The 25,082-nt window shown below is 64.8% G+C and carries 25 protein-coding genes; 16 read left to right on the top strand and 9 right to left on the bottom strand.

Annotated features, from left to right (window positions below):
* Nucleotides 1-46: 46 nt before the first annotated feature.
* Nucleotides 47-538, bottom strand: coding sequence for a GNAT family N-acetyltransferase (locus tag BGP85_RS02735; protein ID WP_103447796.1), 492 nt, complete (start codon nt 536-538; stop codon nt 47-49).
* A gap of 168 nt (nt 539-706) precedes the next feature.
* Between BGP85_RS02735 and BGP85_RS02730 the strand changes: the two genes are divergently transcribed.
* The 8 genes from BGP85_RS02730 to BGP85_RS02700 all read left to right on the top strand — a co-directional run bounded on the left by BGP85_RS02730 (nt 707) and on the right by BGP85_RS02700 (nt 7,830).
* Entirely contained in the window at nt 707-1,390 is a 684-nt protein-coding gene (locus tag BGP85_RS02730; protein ID WP_103447797.1) for a type 1 glutamine amidotransferase domain-containing protein, read from the top strand.
* 96 nt (nt 1,391-1,486) lie between these two features.
* Nucleotides 1,487-1,636, top strand: a complete 150-nt coding sequence (locus BGP85_RS28815) for a hypothetical protein (protein ID WP_181004505.1) — start codon at nt 1,487-1,489, stop codon at nt 1,634-1,636.
* A 24-nt stretch (nt 1,637-1,660) separates the two neighbouring features.
* Complete coding sequence (locus BGP85_RS02725) at nt 1,661-3,136, top strand: MFS transporter (RefSeq protein ID WP_258035869.1); 1,476 nt, start codon at nt 1,661-1,663, stop codon at nt 3,134-3,136.
* Between the two features lie 82 nt (nt 3,137-3,218).
* Entirely contained in the window at nt 3,219-3,593 is a 375-nt protein-coding gene (locus tag BGP85_RS02720; protein WP_103447798.1) for a termination factor Rho, read from the top strand.
* Between the two features lie 177 nt (nt 3,594-3,770).
* On the top strand, nt 3,771-4,994 hold the full coding sequence (locus tag BGP85_RS02715; protein ID WP_103447799.1) for an SfnB family sulfur acquisition oxidoreductase: 1,224 nt from the start codon (nt 3,771-3,773) through the stop codon (nt 4,992-4,994).
* 12 nt (nt 4,995-5,006) lie between these two features.
* Complete coding sequence (locus tag BGP85_RS02710; protein ID WP_103447800.1) at nt 5,007-6,377, top strand: LLM class flavin-dependent oxidoreductase; 1,371 nt, start codon at nt 5,007-5,009, stop codon at nt 6,375-6,377.
* A complete protein-coding gene (locus BGP85_RS02705; RefSeq protein ID WP_103447801.1) occupies nt 6,374-7,039 on the top strand; it encodes a methionine ABC transporter permease in 666 nt (221 codons plus the stop codon). Before BGP85_RS02710 ends, BGP85_RS02705 begins: the two co-directional genes overlap by 4 nt.
* A 20-nt stretch (nt 7,040-7,059) precedes the next feature.
* Nucleotides 7,060-7,830, top strand: coding sequence for a MetQ/NlpA family ABC transporter substrate-binding protein (locus BGP85_RS02700; protein WP_103447802.1), 771 nt, complete (start codon nt 7,060-7,062; stop codon nt 7,828-7,830).
* 62 nt (nt 7,831-7,892) lie between these two features.
* On the opposite strand, the gene xth is transcribed toward BGP85_RS02700, so the two are convergent.
* The 5 genes from xth to BGP85_RS02675 all read right to left on the bottom strand — a co-directional run bounded on the left by xth (nt 7,893) and on the right by BGP85_RS02675 (nt 12,468).
* Nucleotides 7,893-8,687: an exodeoxyribonuclease III gene (gene xth / locus BGP85_RS02695; RefSeq protein WP_103447803.1), complete on the bottom strand. Its 795-nt coding sequence runs from the start codon at nt 8,685-8,687 to the stop codon at nt 7,893-7,895.
* Nucleotides 8,684-8,926 (bottom strand): hypothetical protein, encoded by a 243-nt coding sequence (locus tag BGP85_RS02690; protein ID WP_103447804.1) that lies wholly within the window; start codon nt 8,924-8,926, stop codon nt 8,684-8,686. Before BGP85_RS02690 ends, xth begins: the two co-directional genes overlap by 4 nt.
* Complete coding sequence (locus tag BGP85_RS02685) at nt 8,895-10,298, bottom strand: MFS transporter (RefSeq protein WP_103447805.1); 1,404 nt, start codon at nt 10,296-10,298, stop codon at nt 8,895-8,897. The genes BGP85_RS02690 and BGP85_RS02685 overlap by 32 nt, the downstream gene beginning before the upstream one ends.
* 58 nt (nt 10,299-10,356) lie before the next feature.
* Complete coding sequence (locus BGP85_RS02680; RefSeq protein WP_103447806.1) at nt 10,357-11,427, bottom strand: C45 family autoproteolytic acyltransferase/hydolase; 1,071 nt, start codon at nt 11,425-11,427, stop codon at nt 10,357-10,359.
* A 111-nt stretch (nt 11,428-11,538) separates the two neighbouring features.
* The gene (locus BGP85_RS02675) at nt 11,539-12,468 is read right to left on the bottom strand and encodes a LysR family transcriptional regulator (RefSeq protein ID WP_103447807.1); all 930 of its coding nucleotides are present in this window, start codon (nt 12,466-12,468) and stop codon (nt 11,539-11,541) included.
* 177 nt (nt 12,469-12,645) lie between these two features.
* Here BGP85_RS02675 and BGP85_RS02670 point away from each other — a divergent pair, with 177 nt between their 5' ends.
* Nucleotides 12,646-14,367 (top strand): amidohydrolase, encoded by a 1,722-nt coding sequence (locus BGP85_RS02670; protein ID WP_103447808.1) that lies wholly within the window; start codon nt 12,646-12,648, stop codon nt 14,365-14,367.
* Here the strand turns inward: BGP85_RS02670 and BGP85_RS02665 are convergent.
* A complete protein-coding gene (locus tag BGP85_RS02665; RefSeq protein ID WP_103447809.1) occupies nt 14,355-15,251 on the bottom strand; it encodes a LysR substrate-binding domain-containing protein in 897 nt (298 codons plus the stop codon). The two genes, BGP85_RS02670 and BGP85_RS02665, sit on opposite strands and share 13 nt — an antisense overlap.
* Nucleotides 15,252-15,346: 95 nt before the next feature.
* Here BGP85_RS02665 and BGP85_RS02660 point away from each other — a divergent pair, with 95 nt between their 5' ends.
* The 7 genes from BGP85_RS02660 to BGP85_RS02630 all read left to right on the top strand — a co-directional run bounded on the left by BGP85_RS02660 (nt 15,347) and on the right by BGP85_RS02630 (nt 22,650).
* The gene (locus tag BGP85_RS02660) at nt 15,347-16,789 is read left to right on the top strand and encodes an aldehyde dehydrogenase family protein (protein WP_103447810.1); all 1,443 of its coding nucleotides are present in this window, start codon (nt 15,347-15,349) and stop codon (nt 16,787-16,789) included.
* A gap of 13 nt (nt 16,790-16,802) precedes the next feature.
* Nucleotides 16,803-17,789 (top strand): dipeptidase, encoded by a 987-nt coding sequence (locus tag BGP85_RS02655; protein ID WP_103447811.1) that lies wholly within the window; start codon nt 16,803-16,805, stop codon nt 17,787-17,789.
* A 55-nt stretch (nt 17,790-17,844) separates the two neighbouring features.
* Nucleotides 17,845-19,395, top strand: coding sequence for a BCCT family transporter (locus tag BGP85_RS02650; RefSeq protein WP_103447812.1), 1,551 nt, complete (start codon nt 17,845-17,847; stop codon nt 19,393-19,395).
* 26 nt (nt 19,396-19,421) lie between these two features.
* A complete protein-coding gene (locus BGP85_RS02645; RefSeq protein WP_103447813.1) occupies nt 19,422-21,131 on the top strand; it encodes a hypothetical protein in 1,710 nt (569 codons plus the stop codon).
* Nucleotides 21,132-21,133: 2 nt separating this feature from the next.
* Nucleotides 21,134-21,829: a DUF3726 domain-containing protein gene (locus BGP85_RS02640; RefSeq protein WP_103447814.1), complete on the top strand. Its 696-nt coding sequence runs from the start codon at nt 21,134-21,136 to the stop codon at nt 21,827-21,829.
* A 25-nt stretch (nt 21,830-21,854) separates the two neighbouring features.
* Nucleotides 21,855-22,229: a RidA family protein gene (locus BGP85_RS02635; RefSeq protein ID WP_103447815.1), complete on the top strand. Its 375-nt coding sequence runs from the start codon at nt 21,855-21,857 to the stop codon at nt 22,227-22,229.
* A 154-nt stretch (nt 22,230-22,383) separates the two neighbouring features.
* Complete coding sequence (locus BGP85_RS02630) at nt 22,384-22,650, top strand: hypothetical protein (protein WP_103447816.1); 267 nt, start codon at nt 22,384-22,386, stop codon at nt 22,648-22,650.
* A 42-nt stretch (nt 22,651-22,692) separates the two neighbouring features.
* On the opposite strand, the gene BGP85_RS02625 is transcribed toward BGP85_RS02630, so the two are convergent.
* The gene (locus tag BGP85_RS02625; RefSeq protein ID WP_258035870.1) at nt 22,693-22,950 is read right to left on the bottom strand and encodes a hypothetical protein; all 258 of its coding nucleotides are present in this window, start codon (nt 22,948-22,950) and stop codon (nt 22,693-22,695) included.
* 96 nt (nt 22,951-23,046) lie between these two features.
* Entirely contained in the window at nt 23,047-24,888 is a 1,842-nt protein-coding gene (locus BGP85_RS02620; protein ID WP_374755306.1) for a potassium transporter Kup, read from the bottom strand.
* Nucleotides 24,889-25,082: the final 194 nt, after the last annotated feature.

Genomic DNA, 25,082 nt, shown 5'->3' with positions numbered 1-25,082 from the left:
CGTAGTAACTAAATGTGACTAGTTACATCGTCATCGTCCGCCTGGCTCAGAGCGCCATGACCATCTCATGCCAAGCCATGCCCCCGTGGTCCGAGGGCGAAGGCCGCACATACTGGTAGCCCATCTTGCGGTACAGCTCGACGTGCTGTTCCTTGCACATCAGGTGGATGGTCTGTTTGCCTTGCCCCCTCATGCGGCTGATGAACTCGCTCATCAGCCGCTTGGCGTAGCCCTTGCCCTGGTGTGCCGTGTCCACCACCACCGACATGATCACCACGTTGGGCGCCTGCGGGTCATGACCCACCAGCTCCTTGAATGCCTCATCAGACATCACCACGTCGTGGGCGCAGCCGCTGTTGATGAAACCGACGATGCCATGGGGGTCTTCGAGCAGCAGGAAGCCTTCAGGGTATTGGCTGATGCGCGTGCGAATCTTTTCCAGCGTGGCCGCTTCGTCACCTTCGTAGGCACCGATTTCGATCGCGAAGCAGCGCTCGGCGTCCGCGATGACGGGTTGGCGGAATGATGTGTTGCTCATGGGCAGGCATCCATAAATGAAATGATCGTGCCGCTAGGGTAATTGACTGAGCGGCAAACCCCGCATCCTTTTCGAGAGCTATCATGGAACGCCTGCGGCGCCTTGCCCTCCCACCTTCAGGCAGGGCGAACAGCGCACTGCCCATTCACCTCTGGAGGAGTGGCTTTGATGAAAAAGATCCTGATGGTGCTCACCTCGCACGACCAGCTGGGTGACACCGGCAAGAAGACCGGCTTCTGGCTGGAAGAATTCGCCGCGCCCTACTACGTATTCGTCGACGCCAATGCCGACGTCACCCTCGCCTCACCCAAAGGCGGCCAGCCACCGCTGGACCCGAAAAGCGACGAGCCGGACGCCCAGACTGACGCCACCCGGCGCTTCGCCAGCGACACTGACGGGCAAATGGCCCTGGCCGACACCGTGCCGCTCGGCGAAATCGACCCGTACGGCTTCGACGCGGTGTTCTACCCCGGTGGCCACGGGCCGCTGTGGGACCTGGCCGAGGACAGCGACTCCAGGGCCTTGCTCGAAGCCTTCTATGCCGCCAACAAGCCAATCGCCGCGGTGTGCCACGCGCCTGGGGTGCTCAAGCATGTAAAGGCGCCAGACGGCCATCCGGTGGTCAAGGGCAAGAAGGTCACCGGCTTTGCCAACAGCGAAGAACAGGCCGTCGGGCTGACCGAGGTGGTGCCCTTCCTGGTGGAAGACATGCTCAAGGCCAAGGGTGGCGAGTATTCCAAGGCAGCGGACTGGGCAAGCTACGTGGTTGAAGACGGCCATCTCATCACCGGCCAGAACCCGGCCTCATCCGAGGGGGTGGCCAAGGCATTGCTTGAGCGACTGGCTCGCTGATAGCACGCGCCGCAACAGCCACTGGCGAATAGGATTGAACAGCCTGCGCACCTGCACGCCCTAACAGGAGGTAACCGTCTTTTCAGGAGCCAAGCCATGAGCGACCCCAGCCACCCTGATCCGTATGTCGACGAAGTGCCGCACAATCCGGGCGAGCCCATACCCAAACCTGAAGACCAACCGCAACAGGAGGCTCCGGACTGGCCCGAGGGGCAGGTTCCGGCAGAAGAGCAATCGGACGGCTGAGTGCCTGAAAGCAGGGGAATCGCCGTGGCAACCCAAGCCCTGCAACCGCCCGATAGCGCATCGGAACACGAGCGGCTATACAGCACCGACATCCCCGCCCGCCTCGACCGCCTGCCGTGGACGCGTTTTCACACCTTGCTGGTACTGGCCCTGGGCATCACCTGGCTGCTCGACGGCCTTGAGGTCACCCTGGCGGGCTCGGTGGCGGGTGCGCTCAAGGACAGCCCCGCACTGCACCTGAGCAACACCGAGATCGGCCTGGCAGGCGCCACCTACATCGCCGGCGCGGTCCTCGGTGCTTTGTGCTTTGGCTGGCTGACCGACCGCCTGGGGCGGCGCAGGCTGTTCTTCATCACCTTGTTCCTGTACATCGGCGCCACGGCCGCGACCGCGTTCTCCTGGAGCCTGTGGAGCTTCCTGCTGTTCCGCTTTCTGACCGGCGCCGGCATCGGCGGCGAGTACACGGCGATCAACTCGACCATCCAGGAGTTCACCCCGGCGCGCTATCGCGGCTGGGTCGACCTGACCATCAATGGCACCTTCTGGATTGGCGCAGCGCTCGGCGCGACCGGTGCGGTGATTCTGCTCGACCCGGCAGTGGCCGGTGGCGATCTGGGCTGGCGCCTGTGCTTCGGCATCGGCGCGCTGCTGGGCCTGTTGATCCTGTTCATGCGCCTGTGGATCCCGGAAAGCCCGCGCTGGCTGATGATCCACAACCAGCCGGAGCATGCCGAGCGCATCGTCGCCGACATCGAACGCCATTACCATGAGCGCGGGATCGCGATCCCACCGCTGCAGGCCCCTCCCCTGCGCCTGCGCGCACGCCACCACACGCCGTTGCGCGAGGTATTCCACAGCCTGTTCGTCGAGCATCGGCGCCGTGCACTGGTGGGCCTCACCTTGCTCACCGCGCAGGCATTCTTCTACAACGCGATCTTCTTCACCTATGCGCTGGTGCTGACCGACTTCTACGAGGTGCCAGCGGCCAAGGTGGGCTGGTACATCCTGCCCTTCGCGCTGGGCAACTTCTGCGGCCCGCTGCTGCTGGGCAGGCTGTTCGACGTGGTCGGCCGGCGCATCATGATCAGCTCGACCTACCTGGTCTCGGGCGTGCTGCTGGCCCTCAGCGGCTACCTGTTCCAGCAGCAGCTGATCGACGTGACCCAGCAGACCCTGGCCTGGATGGTGATCTTCTTTTTCGCCTCGGCGGCGGCCAGTTCGGCCTACCTCACCGTGGCGGAAACCTTCCCGCTGGAGATCCGCGCGCTGGCGATTGCCGTGTTCTATGCCTTTGGCACCGGCCTGGGCGGCCTGATCGGGCCGACCCTGTTCGGCGCGCTGATCGAAACCGGCGAGCGTCTCAACGTACTGTACGGTTACCTGCTCGGCGCAGCGTTGATGGTCATCGCTGCCCTGGCCCAGGCGCTGTGGGGCGTGGCCGCCGAGCGGCGTTCGCTGGAACAGGTGGCCAGGCCGCTGTCGCAGATCAGCGAGCCCTGAGCGCACCGCCTGTCCATTCAATGGCACTTCGGGTTGCCCCAGCCCTTCAACTGTTCAGGCACACCACGCAGGAGGGATTGCCATGCCACGCGGCGACAAGGACAAATACACCGACAAGCAGAAACGCAAGGCCGAGCACATAGAAGAGAACTACGAGCACAAGGGCGTTTCGAAAGACGAGGCCGAGGCGCGCGCCTGGGCCACCGTCAACAAGCAGTCCGGTGGTGGCGAGAAGTCAGGCGGTTCGGGTAGCAAGACGTCTGCTGGCGAGAAGAAGACCGCCCGTTCGGATTCGGCCAAGCGCGCAGCCAAGACGCGCGAAGGCCATGGCCGGACATCGAGCAGGTCGCTGGAAAGCCAGACCAAGGAAAGCCTGCTCAAGGAGGCGCGCAGCAAGGGCATCAAGGGCCGTTCGAGCATGACCAAGGCAGAGTTGGTGCAAGCGCTGCGCACGTGAGCCTGACGCACTAGAAGCATGACGCTGTTGCCAGGCAAACACCTCGGCAACAACTGTCCATGCAATTACACAGGCCGACTCAGCGCCACTCGGCTCAAACGCCCGGATTTTCTGGGCCCCTGCGGGCTGGCACAACAGCTGCAATGTGAAGTCGTCCGACTACACACCGAGTTGTCCATGCCTAGCGAAATACTCTCTGCTGCCTACGAAATCCGCCCTCCCGCGGCACACATCATCCGCGACGACGCCGAAGCGATCACCGTCGCCTACCAGGTCGCCGCCCTGTTGCGCGAAGGCGCAGCCGAACGCGATCGACAGCGGGAAGTGCCGGCAGACATTGTCGACGCCTTCTCCAACAGCGGGCTCTGGGGCATCACCGTGCCCCGGGCACATGGCGGAGCGCAGGTCTCGTACGCCACCCTCGCCCGGGTGATCGCCATCATCTCCGCCGCCGACCCTTCGCTGGGGCAGATCCCGCAGAACCACTATTGCCTGCTCGAAGATATCCGCCTGCAAGGTACGCCCGAGCAGCAGAGCCACTTCTTCAGCCTGGTGCTGCAGGGCCATCGCTTTGCCAATGCCCTGTCGGAAACCGGTGGCAAGACCGTGCAGGACATCCGCACACGCCTGGTTACCGAAGGCGACGGCTATCGCATCGATGGGCGCAAAGGCTATTGCACCGGCTCCTTGTATGCTCACTGGATCGGGGTGCTGGCGCTGGATGAGCAGGACCGTGCGCAGCTGGCATTTGTCGAACGCGGCACGCCTGGCCTGGTGATCGTCGACGACTGGAGCAGCATGGGCCAGCGCACCACCTCCAGCGGTACGGTGCTGCTCGATGGCCTGCGGGTTCCGCCGTTCAATCTGTTTCCCAGCTACCGCTCCTACGAAAGCCCGACCCTGGCCGGCCCCTTCGCCCAGCTGACCACCGCCGCCATCGATGCCGGCATCGGCCGCGCCGCGCTGGATGACACCATCGCTTTCGTGCGCGAGCACGCTCGCCCATGGATCGATGCCAAGGTTGAAAAGGCCAGTGAAGACCCGCTGACCATCATCCAGGTCGGTTCACTGGAGATCCGCCAGGAAGCGGCCGAGGCGCTGCTCGAACGTGCAGGCCTGGCGCTGGATGCCGCCAGACCGGCACCGGATGAAGACAACGTGGCCCTGGCCTCGGTGGCCGTGGCCAAGGCCAAGGTGCTCACCACCGAGGTGGCCATCGAGGCCAGCAACCGCCTGTTCGAACTGGGCGGCACGCGCTCGTCGCTGACCCGGCACAACTTCGACCGGCATTGGCGCAACGCCCGGGTGCACACCCTGCACGACCCGGTGCGCTGGAAATATCACCTGGTCGGCAACTGGGCGTTGAACGGCATCAAGCCTGCCCGCCATGACTGGAACTGAGGCTGCCCGACCATGACCAAGCAGATCCGCCTCAATGCCTTTGCCATGAACACCGTCGGCCACCTTTCGCCCGGGCTGTGGCGCCACCCGCGGGACCAGGCCACCCGCTACACCGATATCCACTACTGGGTAGAGCTGGCCAGGACCCTGGAGCGTGGCTGCATCGACGGCCTGTTCATCGCCGATGTGCTGGGCGTCTATGACGTATATGGCGGCAATGCCGACGCGGCCCTGCGCAACGCCGCCCAGGTGCCGGTCAACGACCCGTTGCAGCTGGTACCCGCCATGGCGGCTGCCACCCGCCACCTGGGGTTCGGCGTGACCGCGTCGGTATCGTTCGAACACCCCTACCCGTTTGCCCGGCGCATGAGTACCCTCGATCACCTGACCCAGGGTCGCGCTGGCTGGAACATCGTCACTTCGTACCTTGCCAGCGGCGTGCGCAACCTCGGCCAGCCCCCGCTCAGCCACGACCAGCGCTATGCCCTGGCCGAGGAGTACCTGCAGGTCTGCTACAAGCTCTGGGAAACCAGCTGGGAAGACGATGCGGTGCAGGCCGACCGGGCAACCGGTGTGTATGCCGACCCGCGCAAGGTCCATGCTATCGACCACCAGGGCAGCTGGTTCAAGGTGCCGGGTTTTCACCTGAGCGAACCTTCGCCGCAGCGTTCCCCGGTGATCTATCAGGCCGGCGCCTCCAGCCGCGGGCGCGCGTTCGCCGCCGCCAACGCCGAGTGCGTGTTCGTCGCCGCGCCAAGCAAGGTGGTGCTGAAAAAGCAGGTGGCGGAGCTGCGCGCGGCCGTGGCTGCTGCCGGCCGTGCGCCGGACGATGTGCAGATTCTCGAGCAACTGACGGTCATCGTCGCACCCACCGATCAGCAGGCGTTGGCCCTGCTCGACGAATACCGCCAGTACGCCAGCACCAGTGGCGCCTTGACCTTGATGTCCGGCTGGACCGGCATTGATTTCGCCGAGTACGCACCCGGCCAGGTGCTGCGCGAAGTGCCCAGCGAAGCCATTCAGTCGGCCGTGGAAGCCTTCACCCGCGCTGACCCGACACGCACCTGGACCACTGCCGAAATTGCCGACTACTGCGCCATCGGCGGTGACGGCCCAGTGCTGGTGGGCTCGGCCCGCACCGTCGCCGATCAATTGCAGGAATGGGTAGATGAAACCGGTGTAGACGGCTTCAACCTGGCCAGCGTGGTCGCCCCGGAAACCTTCGAGGCGGTGGTCGACCTGTTGGTACCGGAGCTGCAGGCGCGGGGGCTGTTCAAGCGTGCCTATGAACCCGGCACCTTGCGTAACAAGCTGTTCGGTCGCGGCGACCGCCTGGCAGGCACGCACCCGGCGGCCGTACTGCGCCGCGAGGCACGCCCATGAACGAACTGCTGAGCCACCTCGACTGGGCCGAAATCGCCCAGGCGTGCCTCGATACCCTGAGCATGTTGGGCGCGGCACTGGGCTTCACCGTGCTGTTCGGCCTGCCACTGGGGGTGTTGCTGTATCTCACCGGGCAACGCCAGTTGCTGGCCAACGGGCCGCTTTACCGAGCCCTTTCCGTGGTGGTCAACGTGCTGCGTTCGCTGCCGTTCATCATCCTGCTGATCGTGCTGATCCCGCTGACCACGCTGCTGACCGGCACCTCCCTCGGGGTCAAGGGCACCATCCCGCCACTGGTGGTGGGTTGCACGCCGTTCTTCGCGCGTCTTGTGGAAACCGCCCTGCGCGAGGTCGACCACGGCGTGGTGGAAGCCACCCAGGCCATGGGCGCCAGCCTTACCCAGATCATCCGCTACACCCTGCTGCCCGAAGCCCTCACCGGGCTGCTCGCGGCCGTCACGGTCACCGCCATCGTGCTGGTCGACTACACCGCCATGGCGGGCGTGATCGGTGGTGGCGGCCTCGGCGACCTGGCGATCCGCTTCGGCTACCAGCGCTTCCAGACCGATGTGATGGTGGTCACCGTGCTGCTGCTGATCCTGCTGGTGCAGGTGCTGCAGATGAGCGGCGACCGCCTGGTAAGACATTTCACCCGACGCTGACTCCTGCAAGGTATCCCCTCATGAAAAAGACCCTCACTGCCCTCGCCACCTTCATCGCTTTCAGCGCCCAGGCCGCCGAACACCTGGTGGTCGGTGCCACCCCGGTACCCCACGCCGAGATCCTCGAATTCGTCAAACCGGCCCTGGCCAAGGAAGGCGTGGACCTGGACATCAAGGTGTTCAACGACTTCATCCAGCCCAACCTGCAACTGGCGCAGAAACACCTGGATGCCAACTACTACCAGTACCGGCCGTTCCTCAACGACTTCAACCAGACCCGGCACACCAACCTGGTACCGGTGGTGGGCGTGCACATCGAGCCGTTCGGTGCCTATTCAGCCCGGTACAAGACCCTGGCCGAGCTGCCCGAGGGCGCCAGCGTGGCCATCCCCAACGACCCGGTGAATACCGGCCGCGCCCTGGTGCTGCTGGCCGAGGCCGGGTTGCTCAAACTCAAGGACCCGGGCAACCCGCAGTCCACCCAGCGCGACATCACCGACAACCCGCGCCACCTGAAGATCCGCGAGCTGGAAGGCGCCATGCTGGCCCGCTCGGTCAAGCAGGTGGACCTGGCCTTCGTCTTCGCCAACTACGCACTGGAGGCCGGCATCGATACCAACAGCGCGCTGATCGTCGAGAAAGGCAAGGACCTGTACGTGGAATACCTGGTCGCCCGCCCCGACAACCTGCAGGACCCGGGCATCCAGAAACTGGCCAAGGCGCTCAACTCGCCCGAAGTGCGCAACTTCATCCTGACCCGCTACAAGGGCCAGATCACCCCAGGGTTCTGAGTTATGCACCGCTGGCAGTCAATTGCCTGATATTCGGTTATGCCAGTGCAACTTGAAAGGGCTCATGCCTTCCTGCGCGCCGCCAGTTCGACCCACACCGGCGCGTGGTCACTGGCCTTGGCTTCATTGCGCACCCAGGCGTCGACACCCGCCCGCTTCAGGTAAGGGGCAAGGTCCGGGTTGAGCAGCAGGTGGTCGATACGCAACCCGGCATTGCGCGCCCAGTGATTACGGAAGTAATCCCAGAAGGTGTACACGCGCTCGTCGGGGTGCAGGTGGCGAATGGCATCGACCCAGCCCTGCTCCAGCAGCTGCTGGAAACATGCCCGCGACTCGGGTTGCAGCAGCGCGTCCTTCAGCCATGAGCGAGGGTTGTAAATGTCCATGTCGGTAGGCACCACGTTGAAATCGCCTGCCAACAGCGTCGGGTGGCCGCTGCCATACAGTGCCTTGGCATGCTCGATGAGGCACTGGAACCAGCGCAGCTTGTAATCGAACTTCGGCCCGGGCTGCGGGTTGCCGTTCGGCAGGTACAGGCACGCCACCAGCACGCCATGCGCAGCGGCTTCCAGATAGCGGCTCTGGCTGTCGTCCTCCATGCCAGGCAAGCCGCGACGTACCTCCAGCGGTTCGCTGCCACGCGCCAGGATCGCCACGCCGTTCCACGATGGCTGCCCCTGGTACAGGCAGCCATAACCGGCCGCCTCCAGTTCCTGGCGCGGGAACTGCGCGTCGGGCGCCTTGAGTTCCTGCAGGCAGGCGATGTCCGGCTGCTCCCGTTCCAGCCAGGCCAGCAGCGCCGGCAGGCGGCTGCGAATGCCGTTGATGTTGAACGTGGCGATCTTCAGCGCTTTCATGCGTCGGGGTCGCTGACGTGGGCCTGCACGGCGTCTTCCAAGGCTCCGACATGGGCCTCGTCAGCCAGCGCCTTCAGCGCCAGCCAGTCGTCCCAGTCGATCGCGCCATCGTCGCGCAGGGCCTCGGCGGTGCGCACCAGTTCATGGTGGTAGGCGTCCGGCGACTCGCGGCGGTAGCTGATGTCATCGTACTGGGCGTACCAGGCCTCAAGCTCGGGGATGCTGCGTTCGATGCTCATGGGTGACACTCCTCGCTGTGCCCTTTGCATGTATGAGCGCTGGCCCTTGGCAACGTTCAACCGCAGCGCCGCTGGCATCCTCTTCATCGATCTGCGCCATGCTCAAGCGCGAAGTCTCCCGTAGCATCAGCGAGCACACCGCAACCAGCGCCAGCGCCGCTGCCCCATACAACGCCACGCCCAGCGGGTTGTGGTCGGTCAGGATCAGGATCGCCGTGGCGATGCTCGAAGCCGTACCGCCGCCCAACGCCGCGCCGATCTGATAACAGGCCGAAATCCCCGAGTAGCGCATGCTGCGTGGGAACTGCTCGCCGAGCAAGGCCGGGATTGGGCCCTGGGTCGCGCCCATCAGCAGGCCGGTCAGGCAATAAGCGAACAAGGCGATGGCGAAGCTCTTCATGCCCACCAGCGAGAAGAACGCGAACAACCCCATGGCCATGATCACTGCACCGAAACCCATCACCACACGCCGGCCCAGGCGGTCCGACAGGTGGCCGAACAGCGGCGCAGAAAACACGATGGCCACTGACAGCGCCAGGTCGAACATCAGCGCCTGGGTACTGCCGAAACCGACCTGCGTGGCGTAGGTGAGGAAGAAGGTGCTGCCGATATAGGCGATGGTGCAGTAGCCGAAGGCGACCCCGGTGCACAGCAACAGCTGCCTTGGGCGCCGGCGCAGGGCATCGGCCAGCGGTGCACGCGCAGGTCTGGCCTCAGGCATGATGGCGGGAGCGGGCGCCTTCAATCGTGCGTACAGGCCAATCAGCACCAAGGTGCCTCCCAGCCAGAACGGAATGCGCCAGGCAAAATCGACCAGGTTGTCGTTGAAGGCCGCACTGACAATGGCGAACACTGCAGCCCCGAGAATGCCGCCGACACCGATACCCATGCTGGTGAAGCTACCCCACAGGCCACGCCGCCCAGGCGGCGCCGACTCGATGCCGAACAACGCGGCACCGCCCCACTCGCCGCCGGCGGCAAAGCCCTGGATCAGGCGCAGCAGCACCAGCAGGATCGGTGCCGCCACGCCGATGCTGGCATGGCCAGGCAGGCAGCCGATGAGAAAAGTACTCAGGCCCATGAGCAGCAAGGTGGTGACCAGCACCTTCTGGCGGCCGATGCGGTCACCGAAGTGGCCGAACACCAGGCCCCCTAGCGGGCGGGCAAAAAAGCCCGCACCAAAAGCGCTGAACGCCACCAGGGTGGCGGTCAGGTGATCCATCTGCGGGAAGAACACCTGGGGAAACACCAGCGCGGCGGCGGTCCCGTAGATGATGAAGTCGTAGAATTCCAGCGCCGTGCCCATGCCGGAGACGCAAAAGGTGCGGAAGGCGGAGCGGGATGACGCAGGCTGAGTCTGTTGCGCATGCATTGTTGTTGTTCTCGTTCAGCGGGCGCAGCCGGCCTGGGCAAGCTGCAGCCGGTGTGGCTCAGAAGGTTTGGAAGCCAGTCCTGGCCAGGTGCACGGGCGTGCCAGCCACGTACTCCAGTAGGCAACGTTCGGTGTCGATGCCGACGCTGAGCAGGGTTTCCCAACGTTCGGTGTCGGGCATGGCCATGTCCGGGTGGAAGCAGATCGGCGCGCGGTCGCCTGCGGCACCGCACATGGCTTCGGCACGGACGCGCAGGTCAGCGCTGCCCATCTGGCCGATCACCTGTTCCAGGTGGCCCAGGCGGCACAGGGTGTCGGCATGGTCGGCGACCTGCTCACCCAGGCTCAGCTGAGGGTCGAGGAAGTGGTTGGTGTGCAGCAGCCAGCCATCTTCACGCGGTAACACCAGCGCCGTGCGCTCGGGGCTCAGCTCGATGCTGACCGCACGAGGGCTGCAGTCCTGGCGGGAGAACACCGTCAGTACCGTCGAGGCACTGACCCGCGCCGAACGTGCCAGCTCGATGGCCTCTTCGACACTGCTGGCGTCCTCCAACAGGCGACGGGCGATCGCGTGCACCGGCACGCCGCCGCTGTCGTTGTCGCTGCGGTGGTGAAGGATGTTGAAATGCAGGCCCACACCTGCGCTGTTGACACCCAGCTTGGCCAGCATGCCGAACTCGCAGAACAGCTTGACCTGCATGCCACGCTCGCTCTGCAGCGCCAACATCAGGCCATGGGGGCACAGGCTGTCGTGCCAGTCCCAGGTCTGCAGGGTCTGCGGCGCTCGCGGCCCATGGGGGGCGTGCACGGTGGTGGAGCATTCACTGTGGCGGGTACGGGCGGCCAGCACTTCGGTACGCGCGTTGAGGCTCGCCAGCTGCCACAGTGGCAACCCGGCGCCGTCGGCCATACCGACCACTTCGGCAGCCAGGTTCGGGCTCCAGGCCTCCAGGGCGGCCAGGCTATTTTCGCCGATGCGCTGTGCCTCGGCCAGCGACCCCCCCACCCGTGGGAAGAAGTCCAGGTACAGGGCGGTGGTGGTACGGATCTGTTCGGCAAAGCGTTCGCCGATCTGGCGGCCCCGCTCGAGAGGTATGCGGATGTCGGTGACGAGGGTGTGGATCTTCACTGCGGGAAACTCCTGATACGCGGTGGTCAGGTGACTGCTGCAAGCCTAACCAGCGTTCTCTCACCGATCATTGCCACAACCCGCACAACTTTTGTGCCAGCGCGGAAAAACTCAGCCGCGCCCCGCCACCTGTGCCCCCTGCCCGCGCAGGTGTTCATGCAGCATGGCGATGAACGCCTGGACCTTGCGGGTATTGCGCCGATGCGGCAGGTACAGCACATGGACCCACGGCCCGAACGCGCTCAAGGCCCGCCAGTAGTCAGGCATCACCTCCACCAACTGCCCGCTGGCCAGGTAGGGCGCGACACTCCAGGTCGGCACGAACTGCAGCCCCTGCCCATCAAGCAGGCAAGCCAGGAGGAAATCGAAACTGTCACTCACCAGCTTGGGCATCGGCTGGCGCACGCGCAGGGTCTGGCCCTCATGGTCGATCCACCAGTAGCTGCGGTTGAGCAGCGGGTGGCGCAGCAGCAGCCAATCGTGCTGGGCGTAATTGTCCAGGGTGATCGCGTCGCCGTGGTGGTCCAGGTAGGTGGGGCTGGCGCAGAGCATCACACGGTTCTCGATCAATGGCTGGGCAATCAGTTCCGGCTGGTCGGTGGGGCCGTCACGCAGCGACAGGTCATAACCGCCATCGATCAGGTCTTCGTTGGCATCGTTGAGGTTGACCTCCAGGCGCACCTGCGGGTGCTCGCGCATGAAGCGGCAGCACACCTGATTGAGGAACGCCGGGCCGAACGACGGCGGCGCGGTGATGCGCAGAGTGCCGCGTAGCGCGTGCTGCAGCTGCTCCACCTCTTCAGTCACCCGTTGCAGGTGCATCAGCGCCTGCCGGGCGCCATCCAGGTACAGGTTACCGGCCTCGGTCAGCGCCATGCGCCGGGTGGTGCGCTCGAACAGGCGCACGCCCAGTTCGCTTTCCAGGTGCGCGACAGCTTTGGTGATCGCCGAAGGCGTCTTTCCCAGTTGCTCGGCGGCACGGCTGAAGCTGCCGTGCTCGGCGGCCGCAACGAAGATGGTCAGGGCCATCATCTTGTCCATGGTTTCTTCCTGTCAGGCACAAACGAAAAGGGCGACGTTCGGGTGTAAGCATCTGCGCGCAATCATAGGCTATGGATTATTTCCCCAGAGCGAAAAAAGTTGTGCCTGCCCGTGCCTTTAACCGCGTTGGCACCTTGGCTAGCCTGCGCTGCCACCACAACAACAACGAGGCACCAAATGAAGCACCTGCTGAAGATGGCGATCAGCGCTGGCCTGGCCTGCACCGCCCTGCCGGGTTTCGCGGCGGTGGACGTGATCCTGCATAACGCCAAGGTCTACACCGCCGAGCCTGGCCAACCGCTGCAACAGGCCGTTGCGGTCGAAGGCGAGAAAATCGTCGCGGTGGGCTCCGACCAGGCCGTGTTATCCCTCAAGCGCGAAGGCACCCTGGTCATCGACCTGGGCGGCAAGGTGCTGATGCCGGGCATGCTCGATTCCCACTCCCACGCCATCAAAGGCGGCCTGCAACTGGAGCTGGCCAACCTCGCTGGCGAGCAGGTATCACTGGATGAGCTGGAACAGCGCCTGCGTCAGTGGCGCAGCGACGGCAAGGCCGTGCGTGGCGAGTTCCTGAGCGTCGGCGGCGTGCCTGGCACCTATTGGGATGACATTGCCGCACTGGAGCAGCGCTTCAACCACGGTGAGTGGGCCGAGCAGCCGATCCTCCTCGCCGCCAACGACATGCACACTGGCTGGGCCAATCAGGCCATGCTCAAGCGCGCCGGGATCGATGCAAAAACCATCGCTGCCCTCCCCGCCGAAACGCGCAACACCCTGGGCCAGCACGCGGACGGCACGCCGAACGGCTTTCTCGCCGACGCCAGCTACTACCCGGTCACCGACTTGCTGCCGCCACTGAGCGACGAGACCCTGATGAGCGCCGGGCGCAGAGCCCTGGACTACTACAAGCAGCTGGGCATCACCGGCTGGATGGACCCGCTGGCCAATGAGCGGCCGGGCGCCGATGTGAAGAACGACTCGCTGGGCGTGCTGCCCATCTATAAGCGGCTTTCCGAGCACGGCGAGCTGACTGCCCATATCGCCGCCCTGCTGATGGCCGACTCCAAGGCCCGTCCTGCGGACCTGGACCAGCTGGACAAGGTGCGCCAGCAATTTTTCGGCGTGCACAACCTCACCTTGCCGGGCATCAAGGTGTTCGCCGACGGTGTCGCCGAGGCGCCAGCGCAGACGGCGGCGATGCTCGAACCCTATCGCAACTCCGGCCAGCACGGCGAGCTGCTGCTGGACCCACAGCACTTTGGCGAGCTGGTCAGCGCCGCCGATGCCCGTGGCTGGTTGGTGCATGTGCATGCCATCGGCGACCGCGCCGTGCGCGAAGCGCTCAACGGCATCGAACAGGCCCGGCGGCAGCGCAACAGCGGCATCGCCCACTCCATCACCCACCTGCAGATGGTCAACCCCAAGGAATACGCCCGCTTCAAGCAGCTCGACGTGATTGCCGCCATGCAGCTGTACTGGGCCAGCGCCGACGCCTCGAACATGGACCTGGTCAAGCCATACGTGAACGCAATGGCCTTCCTGCATACCTTCCCGGCTCGCTCGCTAGTGAAAAATGGCGCGACCATTTCCGGTGCCAGCGACTGGCCGATCACCACCCCGGAACCGTGGAAGGCGATCTACCAGGCCATCAGCCGCAAAGGCCCCAAAGGCGTGCTCAATGCCGATGAAGCAATCGACCGCCAAGTGATGTTCCAGGCCTATACCCTCAACGCCGCCCGGGCCATGCGCCTGGAGCAGCAAGTCGGCTCGCTCAAGGTCGGCAAGCAGGCCGACATGATCGTCCTCGACCGCGACGTGCTCAGTGTCGATCCAGAATCGCTGCGCGATACGCAAGTGCTGCAGACCTGGTTTGCCGGCCAGCAGATCTACGCCCGCTGATCCTGCGCAGCCAGCTGCACCTGCAGAAAAGCCATCAGCGCCCCGGCTGCGGGTGACAAGCTGCGCCCCTTGCGCGTCAGCATGCCGATGTGCCGCTCGACCTTAGGTTCGATCAGCGGCACGAACGCCAGCTTTTCGTTCTCCAGTGGGAACGCCAGGTACGGCAAGGTGCTGATGCCTACCCCCTCCTCCAGCATCGCGATCAACGAGATCATGTTGGAGACGAACAACCGGCTATGCCCCAGCAAGCACTCGGCATCGGTGCCTGCCAGCAGCTGCGAGGTACCGTTGCGCACCATCGGCACGCCCTGCAATTGCGACCAGTGCAGGGCACCGCCGGCCTGCGCCAGTGGATGGTCGGCGCGGCACACCACGCCCACCTGATCATTGACGATCGGGGAAAAATCCAGCTGATCGTCCTCCTGCCACAGGCTGCTGATGCCAAAGTCCACCTGCCCCTGGGCCAGCAACTGCTGGACACGCTCGGCCGTGCCGTCCTGGATGCTGACCTGCACGTTCGGGTGCTCGGCGACAAAGCGCGCCAATGGCCCGGGCAACATGCGGCTGGCCACCGACGGCACGGTGGCGATGCTGACCTGGCCGATCTCGTGGCGGGCCAGCAAGGTGGCCTCGCGGACAATGCGGTCGTGGTGCTCGATCAGGCCACGGAACAACGGCAGGCAATGCTCGCCGAACGGGGTCAGCTCGAAACGGCCGCCGCCCTTCTCGACCAGCGCCTGGCCCAGCTTCTGCTCCAGTTCGCGCACCGCCAGCGAGATCGCCGGCTGGGTGCGAAACGCCCGGCGCGCGGCGGCGTGGAAGCTCTTGAGTTCAGCGACCAGCAGGAAGTAGCGCAGCTGGGCGATTTTCAGCTCGGGCAACATGGTTAGCTTTCCTTATCAAAGCATTTTTTTTATTAATTTTTATTTGCTGCATATTGCTCGCAAGATGAACGCCAGGCAAACAGAGGCTTTCATCCATGTCACTCAACACTTACAAGAACTACATCGATGGCCAGTGGTGCGTAGGCCACGCCACCCTGAGCAACCACAGCCCCTCGGACACCCGCGACCTGATCGGCGAATACCACCAGGCCAGCGCCGAACAAGCCCGCCAGGCCATCCAGGCAGCCCGCGCCGCCCAGCCGAAGTGGGCCGCCAGCGGTCTGGAAGCCCGTCAGCAGGTGCTGATGGCCATCGGTGACGAGCTGATCGCCCGCAAGCAGGAGCTCGGTGAGCTGCTCTCCCGGGAAGAAGGCAAACCGCTGGCCGAAGGCATCGGCGAGGTCGCCCGCAGTGGCCAGTTCTTCCATTACTACGCCGCCGAAGTGCTGCGCCAGATGGGCGAGACCGCCGCGTCGGTGCGCCCCGGCATCGACATCGAAGTGCATCACGAACCGGTGGGCGTGGTCGGCATCATCACCCCGTGGAACTTCCCCATGGCCACCGCCGCCTGGAAGATCGCCCCTGCGCTGGCGTTCGGCAACGCCGTGGTGTTCAAGCCGGCCAACCTGGTGCCGGCCAGCGCCTGGGCACTGACCGAGATCATCAGCCGCCAGGGCCTGCCAAACGGCACCTTCAACCTGGTCATGGGCAGCGGCGCCAGCGTCGGCGAAACCCTGGTGCAGTCGGCCGAGATCGACGCCCTGACCTTTACCGGTTCGTTGCAGACCGGCCGTCGCGTCGCGGTCGCCACGGCGGGCAATCTGGTGCGCTGCCAGCTGGAAATGGGCAGCAAGAACGCCCTGGTGGTGATGGACGACGCCGACCTCGACCTGGCGGTGGAATGCGCCCTCAACGGCGCCTTCTTCGGTACCGGGCAGAAGTGCACGGCCTCGTCACGGCTGATCGTCTGCGAAGGCATCCACGACCGTTTCGTCGAAGCCCTGCGCCTGCGCATGCGCCAGCTCAAGGTCGGCCATGCTCTGGAGGCCGGCGTGCAGATCGGCCCGGTGGCCGATGCGCGCCAGCTTGAACAGAACCTGGCGTACCTGCAGCTGGCTCAGGACGAAGGCGCCACCCTGGTCGAAGGCGGCGAACGCTTGCAGCTGGAAAGCGACGGCTACTACATGCGCCCGGCGCTGTTCATCGACAGCCGCAACGACATGCGCATCAACCGCGAGGAAGTATTCGGCCCGATCGCCTGCGTGATCCGCGTAAGTGACTTCGACGAGGCACTGGCCACGCTCAACGACACCGAATACGGCCTGACCGCCGGCATCATCACCCAGTCGCTGCGCCACGCCAGCGCCTTCAAGCGCGGTGCCCAGACCGGCTGCGTGATGGTCAACCTGCCCACCGCCGGCACCGACTATCACGTACCGTTCGGCGGGCGCAAAGCCTCGAGTTTCGGCCCCCGCGAACAGGGTCAGTACGCCCGCGACTTCTACACCGTGGTCAAGACCACCTACCTGCGGCCCTGAAGGAATACGCGCCATGCACGACCTCTTGATGATCGACGGCCTGCAGTACTCCAACTGGAGCCCGGAAATATTCCAGCAAATGCAGGCCGGTGGCCTGAGCGCGGTGCACGCCACCATCGCCTACCACGAGAACGCCCGCGAGACCTTGTCGCGCCTGGGTGAGTGGAACCGCCGCTTCGAAACCTGGCCCGAGCTGATCCGCCCGGTGCGCACGGCCAGCGACATTCGCCTGGCCCACGAGGAAGGCCGGGTGGGGATCTTCTTCGGCTTCCAGAACTGCTCGCCGATCGAGGACGACATTGCCCTGGTGGAGGTTTTCCGCCAGCTCGGGGTATTCATCATGCAGCTCACCTACAACAACCAGAGCCTGCTGGCCAGCGGTTGCTACGAGCGCGAAGACAACGGCATCAGCCGCTTCGGCCGCCAGGTGATCGCCGAAATGAACCGGGTCGGCATGCTCATCGACATGTCCCACAGCGCCGAACGCAGCACCCTGGAAGCCATCGAGCTGTCGAGCCGGCCAGTGATCATTTCCCACGCCAACCCGTCGAGCTTCCACGCCGCCAAGCGCAACAAGTCCGATGCGGTGCTGCGCGGCATCGCCGAAACCGGCGGGCTGCTGGGCTTCAGCACCTACCCGTTCCACCTCAAGGGCGCGTCGGACTGCAGCCTGGAAAGCTTCTGCGACATGGTCGCGCGCACCGCCGACCTGATGGGCGTGGAGCATATCGGCATCGGCACCGACCTGTGCCAGGCACAACCGCTGGCGGTGCTCGAATGGATGCGCAATGGCCGCTGGAGCAAGGACAAGGACTACGGCGAAGGCTCCAAGGACAACGCCAACTGGCCGGCACCGCTGCAGTGGTTCCGCGACAGCCGCGACTTCGGCAACATCGCCCAGGGCCTGCGTGCCCGTGGCTTTGCCGAGGCCGACGTGGCCAACATCATGGGGCTGAACTGGTTGCGCCTGCTGGAGACCGCCACCACGGCGCAGGCCTGAGCCCCTTGCACGGACAGCATCAACAATAACAACAATCGCAGGTTCCGGAGGCTTCATGAAAAACCCAACCACCCTGCAGGCTGATGGCCAGGCCATGGGCCTGCCGCTGACGCGGGACATCGACTGGCCGCTGTTCCTGATCAGCGGCGGCTTCCTCGGCGCCTTCCTGCTGGCGGCGCTGATCGACATCGACACGGTGTCGGCGCTGGTCAACACCCTGTTCGCCTGGTCGACCAAGGCCTTTGGCCTGTACTGGCAGGTGCTGATGCTGGCGACCTTCGCGGTCAGCCTGGGCATCGGCTTCTCGCGCTGCGGGCGCGTGCGCCTGGGCGGCGTGGCCCAGCGCCCGGACATCAGCACCTTCAACTGGATCGCGGTGATCATGTGCGCCCTGCTGGCAGGCGGCGGCGCCTTCTGGGCCGCGGCCGAACCGCTGATGCACTTTGCCAGCCCGCCGCCCTTGTTCGCCGGGCTGCAACCGCACAGCGAGGCCGCAGCCACCGCGGCACTGGCGCAATCCTTCGTGCACTGGGGCTTTCTCGCCTGGGCGGTGCTCGGCAGCCTGCTGGCCATCGTGCTGATGCACCTGCATTACGACAAGGGCCTGCCGCTGGCACCGCGTACCCTGCTCTATCCGCTGTTTGGCGAGCGAGCGTTGAAGGGCCCGATCGGTACCCTGGCCGACGCCAGCTCGATCATCGCCGTGGTTGCCGGCACCATCGGCCCGATCGGTTTCCTCGGCCTGCAGATCAGCAGTGCCATGCACGCAGTGTGGGGCCTGCCCAACGATATCGTCACCCAGTCGCTGACCATCGTGTTGGTCACGGCGATGTACACCGTGTCCTGCCTGGTAGGGCTCAAGGGCATCCGCTTCGTCAGCGAGATCAATGTCTGGCTGATGATCGGCCTGGCGCTGTTCATGGTGGTGTTCGGCCCAACGCTGTTCATCCTCGGCGGCTTCCCGGCGGCGTTCGCCCTGCATGTGGAGCATTTCATCCCGATGACGCTGTTCCGCGCCGACCCCAAGTGGCTGGACTGGTGGACGGTGTTCTACTGGGGCTGGTTCATCGGCTATGCACCGATGGTGGCACTGTACGTCGCGCGGATCTCGCGGGGCCGCACCATCCGCGAGATCATCATGACGCTGTCGATCATCGCGCCGCTGGTGACCATGTTCTGGTTCACCGTGGTCGGTGGTACCGGCATCGGCCTGGAGCTGCAGACACCGGGCATCGTCACCGCCCATGGCGCGCAGCCCGAAGACCTGCTGCTGGGGGTGACGCAGAACCTGCCGCTGGGCGGCCTGATCAGTGCACTGTTCCTGTTCCTGAGCTTCATCTCGGTGGCGACCAATGGCGATGCCATGGCCTTCACCGTGGCGCTGGCGATGTCCAGCAACGATAAACCGAAGAAATGGCTGTGTGGTTTCTGGGCCGTCGGCATGGGCCTGGCGGCGGTGGTGCTGATCACCATTGGCGCGGGCGGCGTGACGGCCCTGCAGTCCTTCATTGTCATCACCGCGGTGCCGGTGTCGCTGGTGATCCTGCCAGCGCTGTGGGATGCCGTACGCATCGCCCGGCACATGGCCCGCGAACAAGGCGTTTGAACATGATCCATCCAGGTATGACAACAATGTCCAACAGCCTACCTGCATCACTGGCCTTGCGCCCTGCCGCCCAGGTCATGGACCTGGCCCGGCTGGGCAGTCACTTCCAGAGCCCGTTGAGCTTCGTGCGCAGCAGCATGCGGCGGATGATGAACCAGCGCTGGCAGATCCAGCGCAGCCGCTTCGACCTCGATGCGCAAGGCTTCGGCACCGCCATCTACCGCATCGACACACCGAATGGGCATTACCACTGCGTGATCTTCTCAGCCTACCTGCCGCCGGAAAAACGCAGCGACCGGGTGATTGCCGACCAGTGGGACGTTGCCTTCGTGCTGGTCGCCGGCGACGTCGACGCGGCGCAACTGGCCGACCTGCAGCGCAACGTGCCGCTGCAGGAGGCCGGCCGCTTCGATGCCCGGGTGCTGGTGCTGTCCCGGGCCAACCGCAGCCTGCGCAACTTCGACCGCTTCCTGGCGGCGCTGGCCGAAGGGCAGCAACCCGACCCGCACCAACTGGCCGAGGTCGGCTACCTCTACCGCACCACTGCGGTGTACGGCAACGGCAAGTTCGGCATCGCCGACTTCGGCTGCCTGCAGGACAACCCGGACTTCAACCAGCCGTTCAGCGCGCAGATGTTCACGGTCTACCTACTGCGCCATTTCAGCATCGAGCAGATCGAACACATGGCCCGTGCCCTCGATCCGCAGCGGGCCGTGCCACTGGCCCCGGCCCTGCAACGCTACCTGGGGGTCGGCAACGCCACCGGGCTGGGCATGGCGCCCTTCCTGATCAACCACCCGCAATTGCTGGAACGCTGGCTCAGCACCCGCGAAACCGCGCTGGCCCTGGCCTTGGCGCAACCGGCCGAGCCCGCCCGACTGGCGCGCCTGCAAGGCTTGCTGACGCGGGCCCGCCTGCACCTCAGCCAGACCCAGACCGAAGACCTGCTCCAGGGCCAACAGAACCGACAAACTCTGGCCGAGCTTGCGGCGCTGGCCGACTGGCTCGCTGACCAGCCTGCCGGCGATGATCTCTGGCCTCGGCTGCTGGCCTGGAGCGAAGCGCACGCCGGGCTGGGCTGCCAGGAGCTGCTGGTGAGCCTGCTGCTGGAGTTGTACCCCGAGCAGGTCACGCCGCTGGCCGAGCAGATGGGTGCCGACGAAGGCTGGCAACTGGACGCGCAGATGCCCCTGCGGCAGTTGCGCGGGCTAATCGAGCAGCAGTTTGCGTGGGCCCTGGCCTACGACTTCACTAGCGTGGAAGCCGAGCATTTCTTCTGGTACCGCTCGGCCGAGAAAGAGGAACCCCGCCTGGGCATGCGCGCCGAGGAACCGGGCGCGGAAAAGGAAATGCAACTGGGCATCGCCCGCAACATCCAGCGCTGCCACGCCGCCGTGCTTGAGCACCTGCAGGCTCATCCGCAGGCCCTGACCGCGCATTTGCTCATCGCTGCGCCTACGCTCAAGGGCACGGTGCGCCGCCTGCAAGGCATGGCGCAGAGTACCTACGGGGAAATCCGCGCCAACCTGCTGGACCGCGACATGCTGCCGATCCACCTGCTGCGCTGCAAGCTGGCGTTCTTCGGTGCGGGCAAGTTCGACCCCAAGTCGAGCCGCTGGGTACGCATCACCCTGTTCCAGGGCGCGCCGCTGGTAAGCGATATCGGGCTCAACGACATAGCCCAGCCGTTTGACGACGACTGGAACTTCGCGGTCATGCCGCAGGGAGCATTGTGACCATGCGTGTATCGCTCAACGAAATCCAGGTGATGTGCCGCAAAGCCTTCGAAGGCATGGGCTTTGCCCCTGGCGACTGCGAGGACGCGGCCGAGCTGGTGGGCTGGCTGCACTTGCAAGGGCTGGACGGCATTGGCGCACTGGCACAGGCGCTGGACCCTCTGCAAGGCGAAGCCAGCCAGCCTTTCACCCTGAGCTTCGAGGACAGCACCTTGCTGGTAATCGACGCCCACGGCCAGAGCGTGCTGCGCTGCGCGGCGACGGCAGTGGCGCTGATGCAGGACAAGGCGATGCGCCGTGGCCAGGCGCTGCTGCAGATCCATCATTGCCATAACCGCCTGCTACTGCTGGGCTACCTGAGCAAGGTGGCCGGGCGCGGGCTGCACGTGCAGGCCCGCTGGGAAGACGCTCGCCAGCGCCACCTGGCCGACTTTACCGCAGGCGAGCTACGCCCTGTGCTGCGCAGTGATGCCCAGCCCGCTGCCGTCGAGGCGTTCGAGCAAGGCGTCACCGTGCTGTTCACCCGGCCTGCCGGCCCCCTCCCGATCGCGGGCGCCACACCGCACACCGCGAACCAGGGCTTCATCGTCAATGAAGGCACCTGGCAGCGGCTCAAGCAACTGGCCGATCACATCCTCGTCGAAAGCACCGAAGCCTCGCGCCGCCATGGCGCAGGCGGCGGCAGCGATGCCGACTGACGCTGCACACTCAGGACCGAATTCAATGAAACAGGCAATCAAGACCGACCTATACGCCTCCAAGGCACCGCTGGAGTGGGCCGTCGTCGGCAACGGCACGCTCTATACCGCGCAGATCCCTATCGATGCCCAGGGCCAGGTGGTCGCGGGCGGCATCGAGGCGCAAACCCGCCAGACCCTGGACAACCTGCGCCACACCCTGGAGGCCGCCGGCAGTTCGCTGGATGCCGTGACCCAGGTGCTGATCTACGTCACCGACCGCAGCTACCTGGCCACGGTCAACCAGCTGTACGGCGACTACTTCCAGCCCCCCTACCCCAACCGCGCGGCGGTGGTGGTCGCGGGCCTGGCCCGCGAGGAGATGCTGGTGGAGCTTGTGGTTTACGCCTGCCTCTCATGAAGCACTGATCGACAGGCTTTCGCCCGCTAATGGTTGGGCCGGGGTTGGTTAAAGCGCCTCGTCCGAATAACCGAAAGTTTTTGCAGAGCGGTGCAACCTTCGCCAGTCACACGTGAACACAGAACGTTCTGTGTCTGACTTGAGGTAACCGATCATGGCTAACAATCAAGACAAAGATAGAAACCAAGGTGGCAGCCACCAGTCCCATTCCGGCGATGCTGGCCAGAAAGGCGGCCAGGGTGGCATGGCAGGTACGCAGAAAGGGGGCCAGCAGTCCGGGCAGAAACCTGACGACAAGATGGACAAGGATTGGGAAAAGTCCAGGGATACCGGGCACCAAGGTGGCCAGGCCGGCGGCAAGCAGACCCAAACTGACACCGGCCGCATGGGCGGCACCCAGCACAAAGACAAGGATCGTTGAGTCAACGGTTGGCACCGGGGCGTCGTCAGTTGCCCCGGTGCATCAGGTTTCTGCGGCGCACCATCCAGAACGCCCCCCTGAAGCGCTGTCCTCCCGCTCCCCTAAAAGGCCATTACGGCAGGCACAGGCGTAATCCGCTTCAGCCCGTGTTGAAAAGTTCAGCACCAGCCTGAGCTTGTCGATCGTGTCATAGAGGTCATAGCCGTTGCCCAGTGCTTTGGGGAAGCCTGCGAGCCTGGGCAGGCACTCCTTTTCCTGAGGTAGAGCGGGAACCACAACGAAGCGCGTCTGCATGACCATCCCTCTTCTTGGCAGCTCTTTAGTATTAGTTGCATTATGTGAAAGCATCAAGGCAACTCATACTGGATTTTCGCTCCCGGTGGCACAGCAGGGGCCTCACATCTCCACTTGGGTCCCGAGCTCGATCACTCTGTTCAACGGCAGCTTGAAGTACCTGAGGGTGCTGTTGGCATTCTTCAGCAGGAACGCGAACAGGTGCTCACGCCAGCGCGCCATGCCCTGCTGCTTGCCGGCAATGACCGTTTCACGGCTGAGGAAATAGGTGGTGCGCATGGGGCCGAAGTCCAGGCCTGCCCGCTGGCAGCGGCTCAGCGCCAAGGGCACGTCGGGTTCCTCAATGAAGCCAAAGTGCAGGCAGACACGGAAGAAACCATCACCAAAGGCCTCGACCTCGCAGCGCCTGGCGACGCTGACTCGCGGCTCGTCTTCGAACACCACGGTCAGCAACACAACTTGCTCATGCAGCACCTGATTGTGCAACAGGTTGTGCAGCAGCGCATGGGGCACCGCCTCTGGCCGCGCGGAGAGGAACACAGCGGTGCCACTCACCCGGTGCGGCGGCTGGGCCTGCAGGCTGGCGATGAACAGTTCCAGCGGCAACGAACTCTCGTCCAGCCGCTCGACGATGATCGTGCGACCGCGCTTCCAGGTGGTCATCAGCACGAATAGCGCCACCCCGGCGATCACCGGGAATGCACCGCCCTGGAAGATCTTCGGCGCATTGGCGGCGAAATACAGGCTGTCCACCAGCAGGAAGGCCAGCAACATCGGCACCGCCAGCCAGCGTGGTGCCTTCCACAGCAACAACACCACCGCCGACGCCAGCAGCGTGGTGATCAGCATGGTGCCGGTCACAGCCACGCCATAGGCCGCCGCCAATGCCCCGGACGACTCGAAGCCGACCACCAGCAGCACTACCCCGACCATCAGCGCCCAGTTCACCATGCCGATATAGACCTGCCCCTGCTCCTCGCTGGAGGTGTGCTGGATGAACATACGCGGCACATAGCCCAGCTGGATAGCCTGGCGGGTCAGGGAGAAGGCACCGGAAATCACCGCCTGGGAGGCAATGATCGTGGCCAGGGTGGCCAGCCCGACCATCGGAAGCAGGGCCCAATCGGGCGCCAGCAGGTAGAACGGGTTGCGCACCGCCTGCGGGTTGCCGAGGATCAGCGCGCCTTGGCCGAAGTAGTTCAGCACCAACCCCGGCAGCACCAGCAGGAACCAGGCCCGAGCGATGGGCTTGCGGCCGAAGTGCCCCATGTCGGCATACAGCGCCTCGGCGCCGGTCAGCGCTAGCACCACCGCGCCGAGAATGGCCACGCCCATGCCCGGGTGCAGCAAAAAGAACTTCACCGCCCAGGCCGGGTTGAGCGCCTGCAGCACCTCCGGGCGCTGCACGATGCCGTGGATGCCCAACGCGCCGAGCACGACGAACCACAGCACCATGATCGGCCCGAACAGAATGCCGATGCGTGCGGTGCCGTGCTTCTGGATCAGGAACAGCGCCACCAGCAGCAGTACCGCCAGCGGCACGACCCAGTGCTCGATGCCGTCGAAGGCCAGTTGCAGTCCCTCCACGGCCGACAGCACGGACACCGCCGGGGTGATCATGCTGTCGCCGTAGAACAGCGCGGCGCCGAACAGCCCCAGCAGCACCAGTACCTTGCTCAAGCGCTTGTAGGGCGCTGCGGCTCGGTGTGCCAATGCCGTCAGGGCCATGATGCCGCCCTCGCCCTGGTTGTCGGCTCGCAGGATGAACAGCACGTACTTGAGCGACACCACCCACAGTAACGACCAGAACACCAGCGACAGCACACCGAGCACACCGGCGCTGTTGGCCTGCACGCCGTAGTGCCCGGCGAAGACTTCCTTGAGGGTGTACAGCGGGCTGGTGCCGATGTCGCCATAGACCACGCCGACTGCGGCGACGAGCATGCCGATGGCGCTGGACTTGCTGGGTTGAGATGAGTTTGCTGCGACGGCGGACTGGCTCACGAAAGGGCTTCTCTGGACTGGCGGTTGGATATGCATGCCATCCCTGAGCATCGCGCGGTGAGTATCCTTGCAGGGCGACGGTTCAGTCGTAAAAAGAGCGTAAAAAATCAGGGGCATGGGGTTTTTGGGGGTGT

It is taken from the genome of Pseudomonas putida (genome assembly GCF_002906855.1).
GTDB classification, from domain to species: Bacteria; Pseudomonadota; Gammaproteobacteria; order Pseudomonadales; family Pseudomonadaceae; genus Aquipseudomonas; species Aquipseudomonas putida_N.
Note: the sequence above shows the minus strand (reverse complement) of the source record. Positions and strands in the feature narration are given on the sequence as shown.

Bases quoted from the DNA above. Each gene is read 5' to 3' on its own strand.
- BGP85_RS02735 (WP_103447796.1), bottom strand. From the start codon at position 538: ATGAGCAACACATCATTCCGCCAACCCGTCATCGCGGACGCCGAGCGC.
- BGP85_RS02730 (WP_103447797.1), top strand. From the start codon at position 707: ATGAAAAAGATCCTGATGGTGCTCACCTCGCACGACCAGCTGGGTGAC.
- BGP85_RS28815 (WP_181004505.1), top strand. From the start codon at position 1,487: ATGAGCGACCCCAGCCACCCTGATCCGTATGTCGACGAAGTGCCGCAC.
- BGP85_RS02720 (WP_103447798.1), top strand. From the start codon at position 3,219: ATGCCACGCGGCGACAAGGACAAATACACCGACAAGCAGAAACGCAAG.
- BGP85_RS02715 (WP_103447799.1), top strand. From the start codon at position 3,771: ATGCCTAGCGAAATACTCTCTGCTGCCTACGAAATCCGCCCTCCCGCG.
- BGP85_RS02710 (WP_103447800.1), top strand. From the start codon at position 5,007: ATGACCAAGCAGATCCGCCTCAATGCCTTTGCCATGAACACCGTCGGC.
- BGP85_RS02705 (WP_103447801.1), top strand. From the start codon at position 6,374: ATGAACGAACTGCTGAGCCACCTCGACTGGGCCGAAATCGCCCAGGCG.
- BGP85_RS02700 (WP_103447802.1), top strand. From the start codon at position 7,060: ATGAAAAAGACCCTCACTGCCCTCGCCACCTTCATCGCTTTCAGCGCC.
- xth (WP_103447803.1), bottom strand. From the start codon at position 8,687: ATGAAAGCGCTGAAGATCGCCACGTTCAACATCAACGGCATTCGCAGC.
- BGP85_RS02690 (WP_103447804.1), bottom strand. From the start codon at position 8,926: ATGAGCATCGAACGCAGCATCCCCGAGCTTGAGGCCTGGTACGCCCAG.
- BGP85_RS02685 (WP_103447805.1), bottom strand. From the start codon at position 10,298: ATGCATGCGCAACAGACTCAGCCTGCGTCATCCCGCTCCGCCTTCCGC.
- BGP85_RS02675 (WP_103447807.1), bottom strand. From the start codon at position 12,468: ATGGACAAGATGATGGCCCTGACCATCTTCGTTGCGGCCGCCGAGCAC.
- BGP85_RS02670 (WP_103447808.1), top strand. From the start codon at position 12,646: ATGAAGCACCTGCTGAAGATGGCGATCAGCGCTGGCCTGGCCTGCACC.
- BGP85_RS02665 (WP_103447809.1), bottom strand. From the start codon at position 15,251: ATGTTGCCCGAGCTGAAAATCGCCCAGCTGCGCTACTTCCTGCTGGTC.
- BGP85_RS02660 (WP_103447810.1), top strand. From the start codon at position 15,347: ATGTCACTCAACACTTACAAGAACTACATCGATGGCCAGTGGTGCGTA.
- BGP85_RS02655 (WP_103447811.1), top strand. From the start codon at position 16,803: ATGCACGACCTCTTGATGATCGACGGCCTGCAGTACTCCAACTGGAGC.
- BGP85_RS02650 (WP_103447812.1), top strand. From the start codon at position 17,845: ATGAAAAACCCAACCACCCTGCAGGCTGATGGCCAGGCCATGGGCCTG.
- BGP85_RS02645 (WP_103447813.1), top strand. From the start codon at position 19,422: ATGTCCAACAGCCTACCTGCATCACTGGCCTTGCGCCCTGCCGCCCAG.
- BGP85_RS02640 (WP_103447814.1), top strand. From the start codon at position 21,134: ATGCGTGTATCGCTCAACGAAATCCAGGTGATGTGCCGCAAAGCCTTC.
- BGP85_RS02635 (WP_103447815.1), top strand. From the start codon at position 21,855: ATGAAACAGGCAATCAAGACCGACCTATACGCCTCCAAGGCACCGCTG.
- BGP85_RS02630 (WP_103447816.1), top strand. From the start codon at position 22,384: ATGGCTAACAATCAAGACAAAGATAGAAACCAAGGTGGCAGCCACCAG.
- BGP85_RS02625 (WP_258035870.1), bottom strand. From the start codon at position 22,950: ATGGTCATGCAGACGCGCTTCGTTGTGGTTCCCGCTCTACCTCAGGAA.
- BGP85_RS02620 (WP_374755306.1), bottom strand. From the start codon at position 24,888: ATGCTCGTCGCCGCAGTCGGCGTGGTCTATGGCGACATCGGCACCAGC.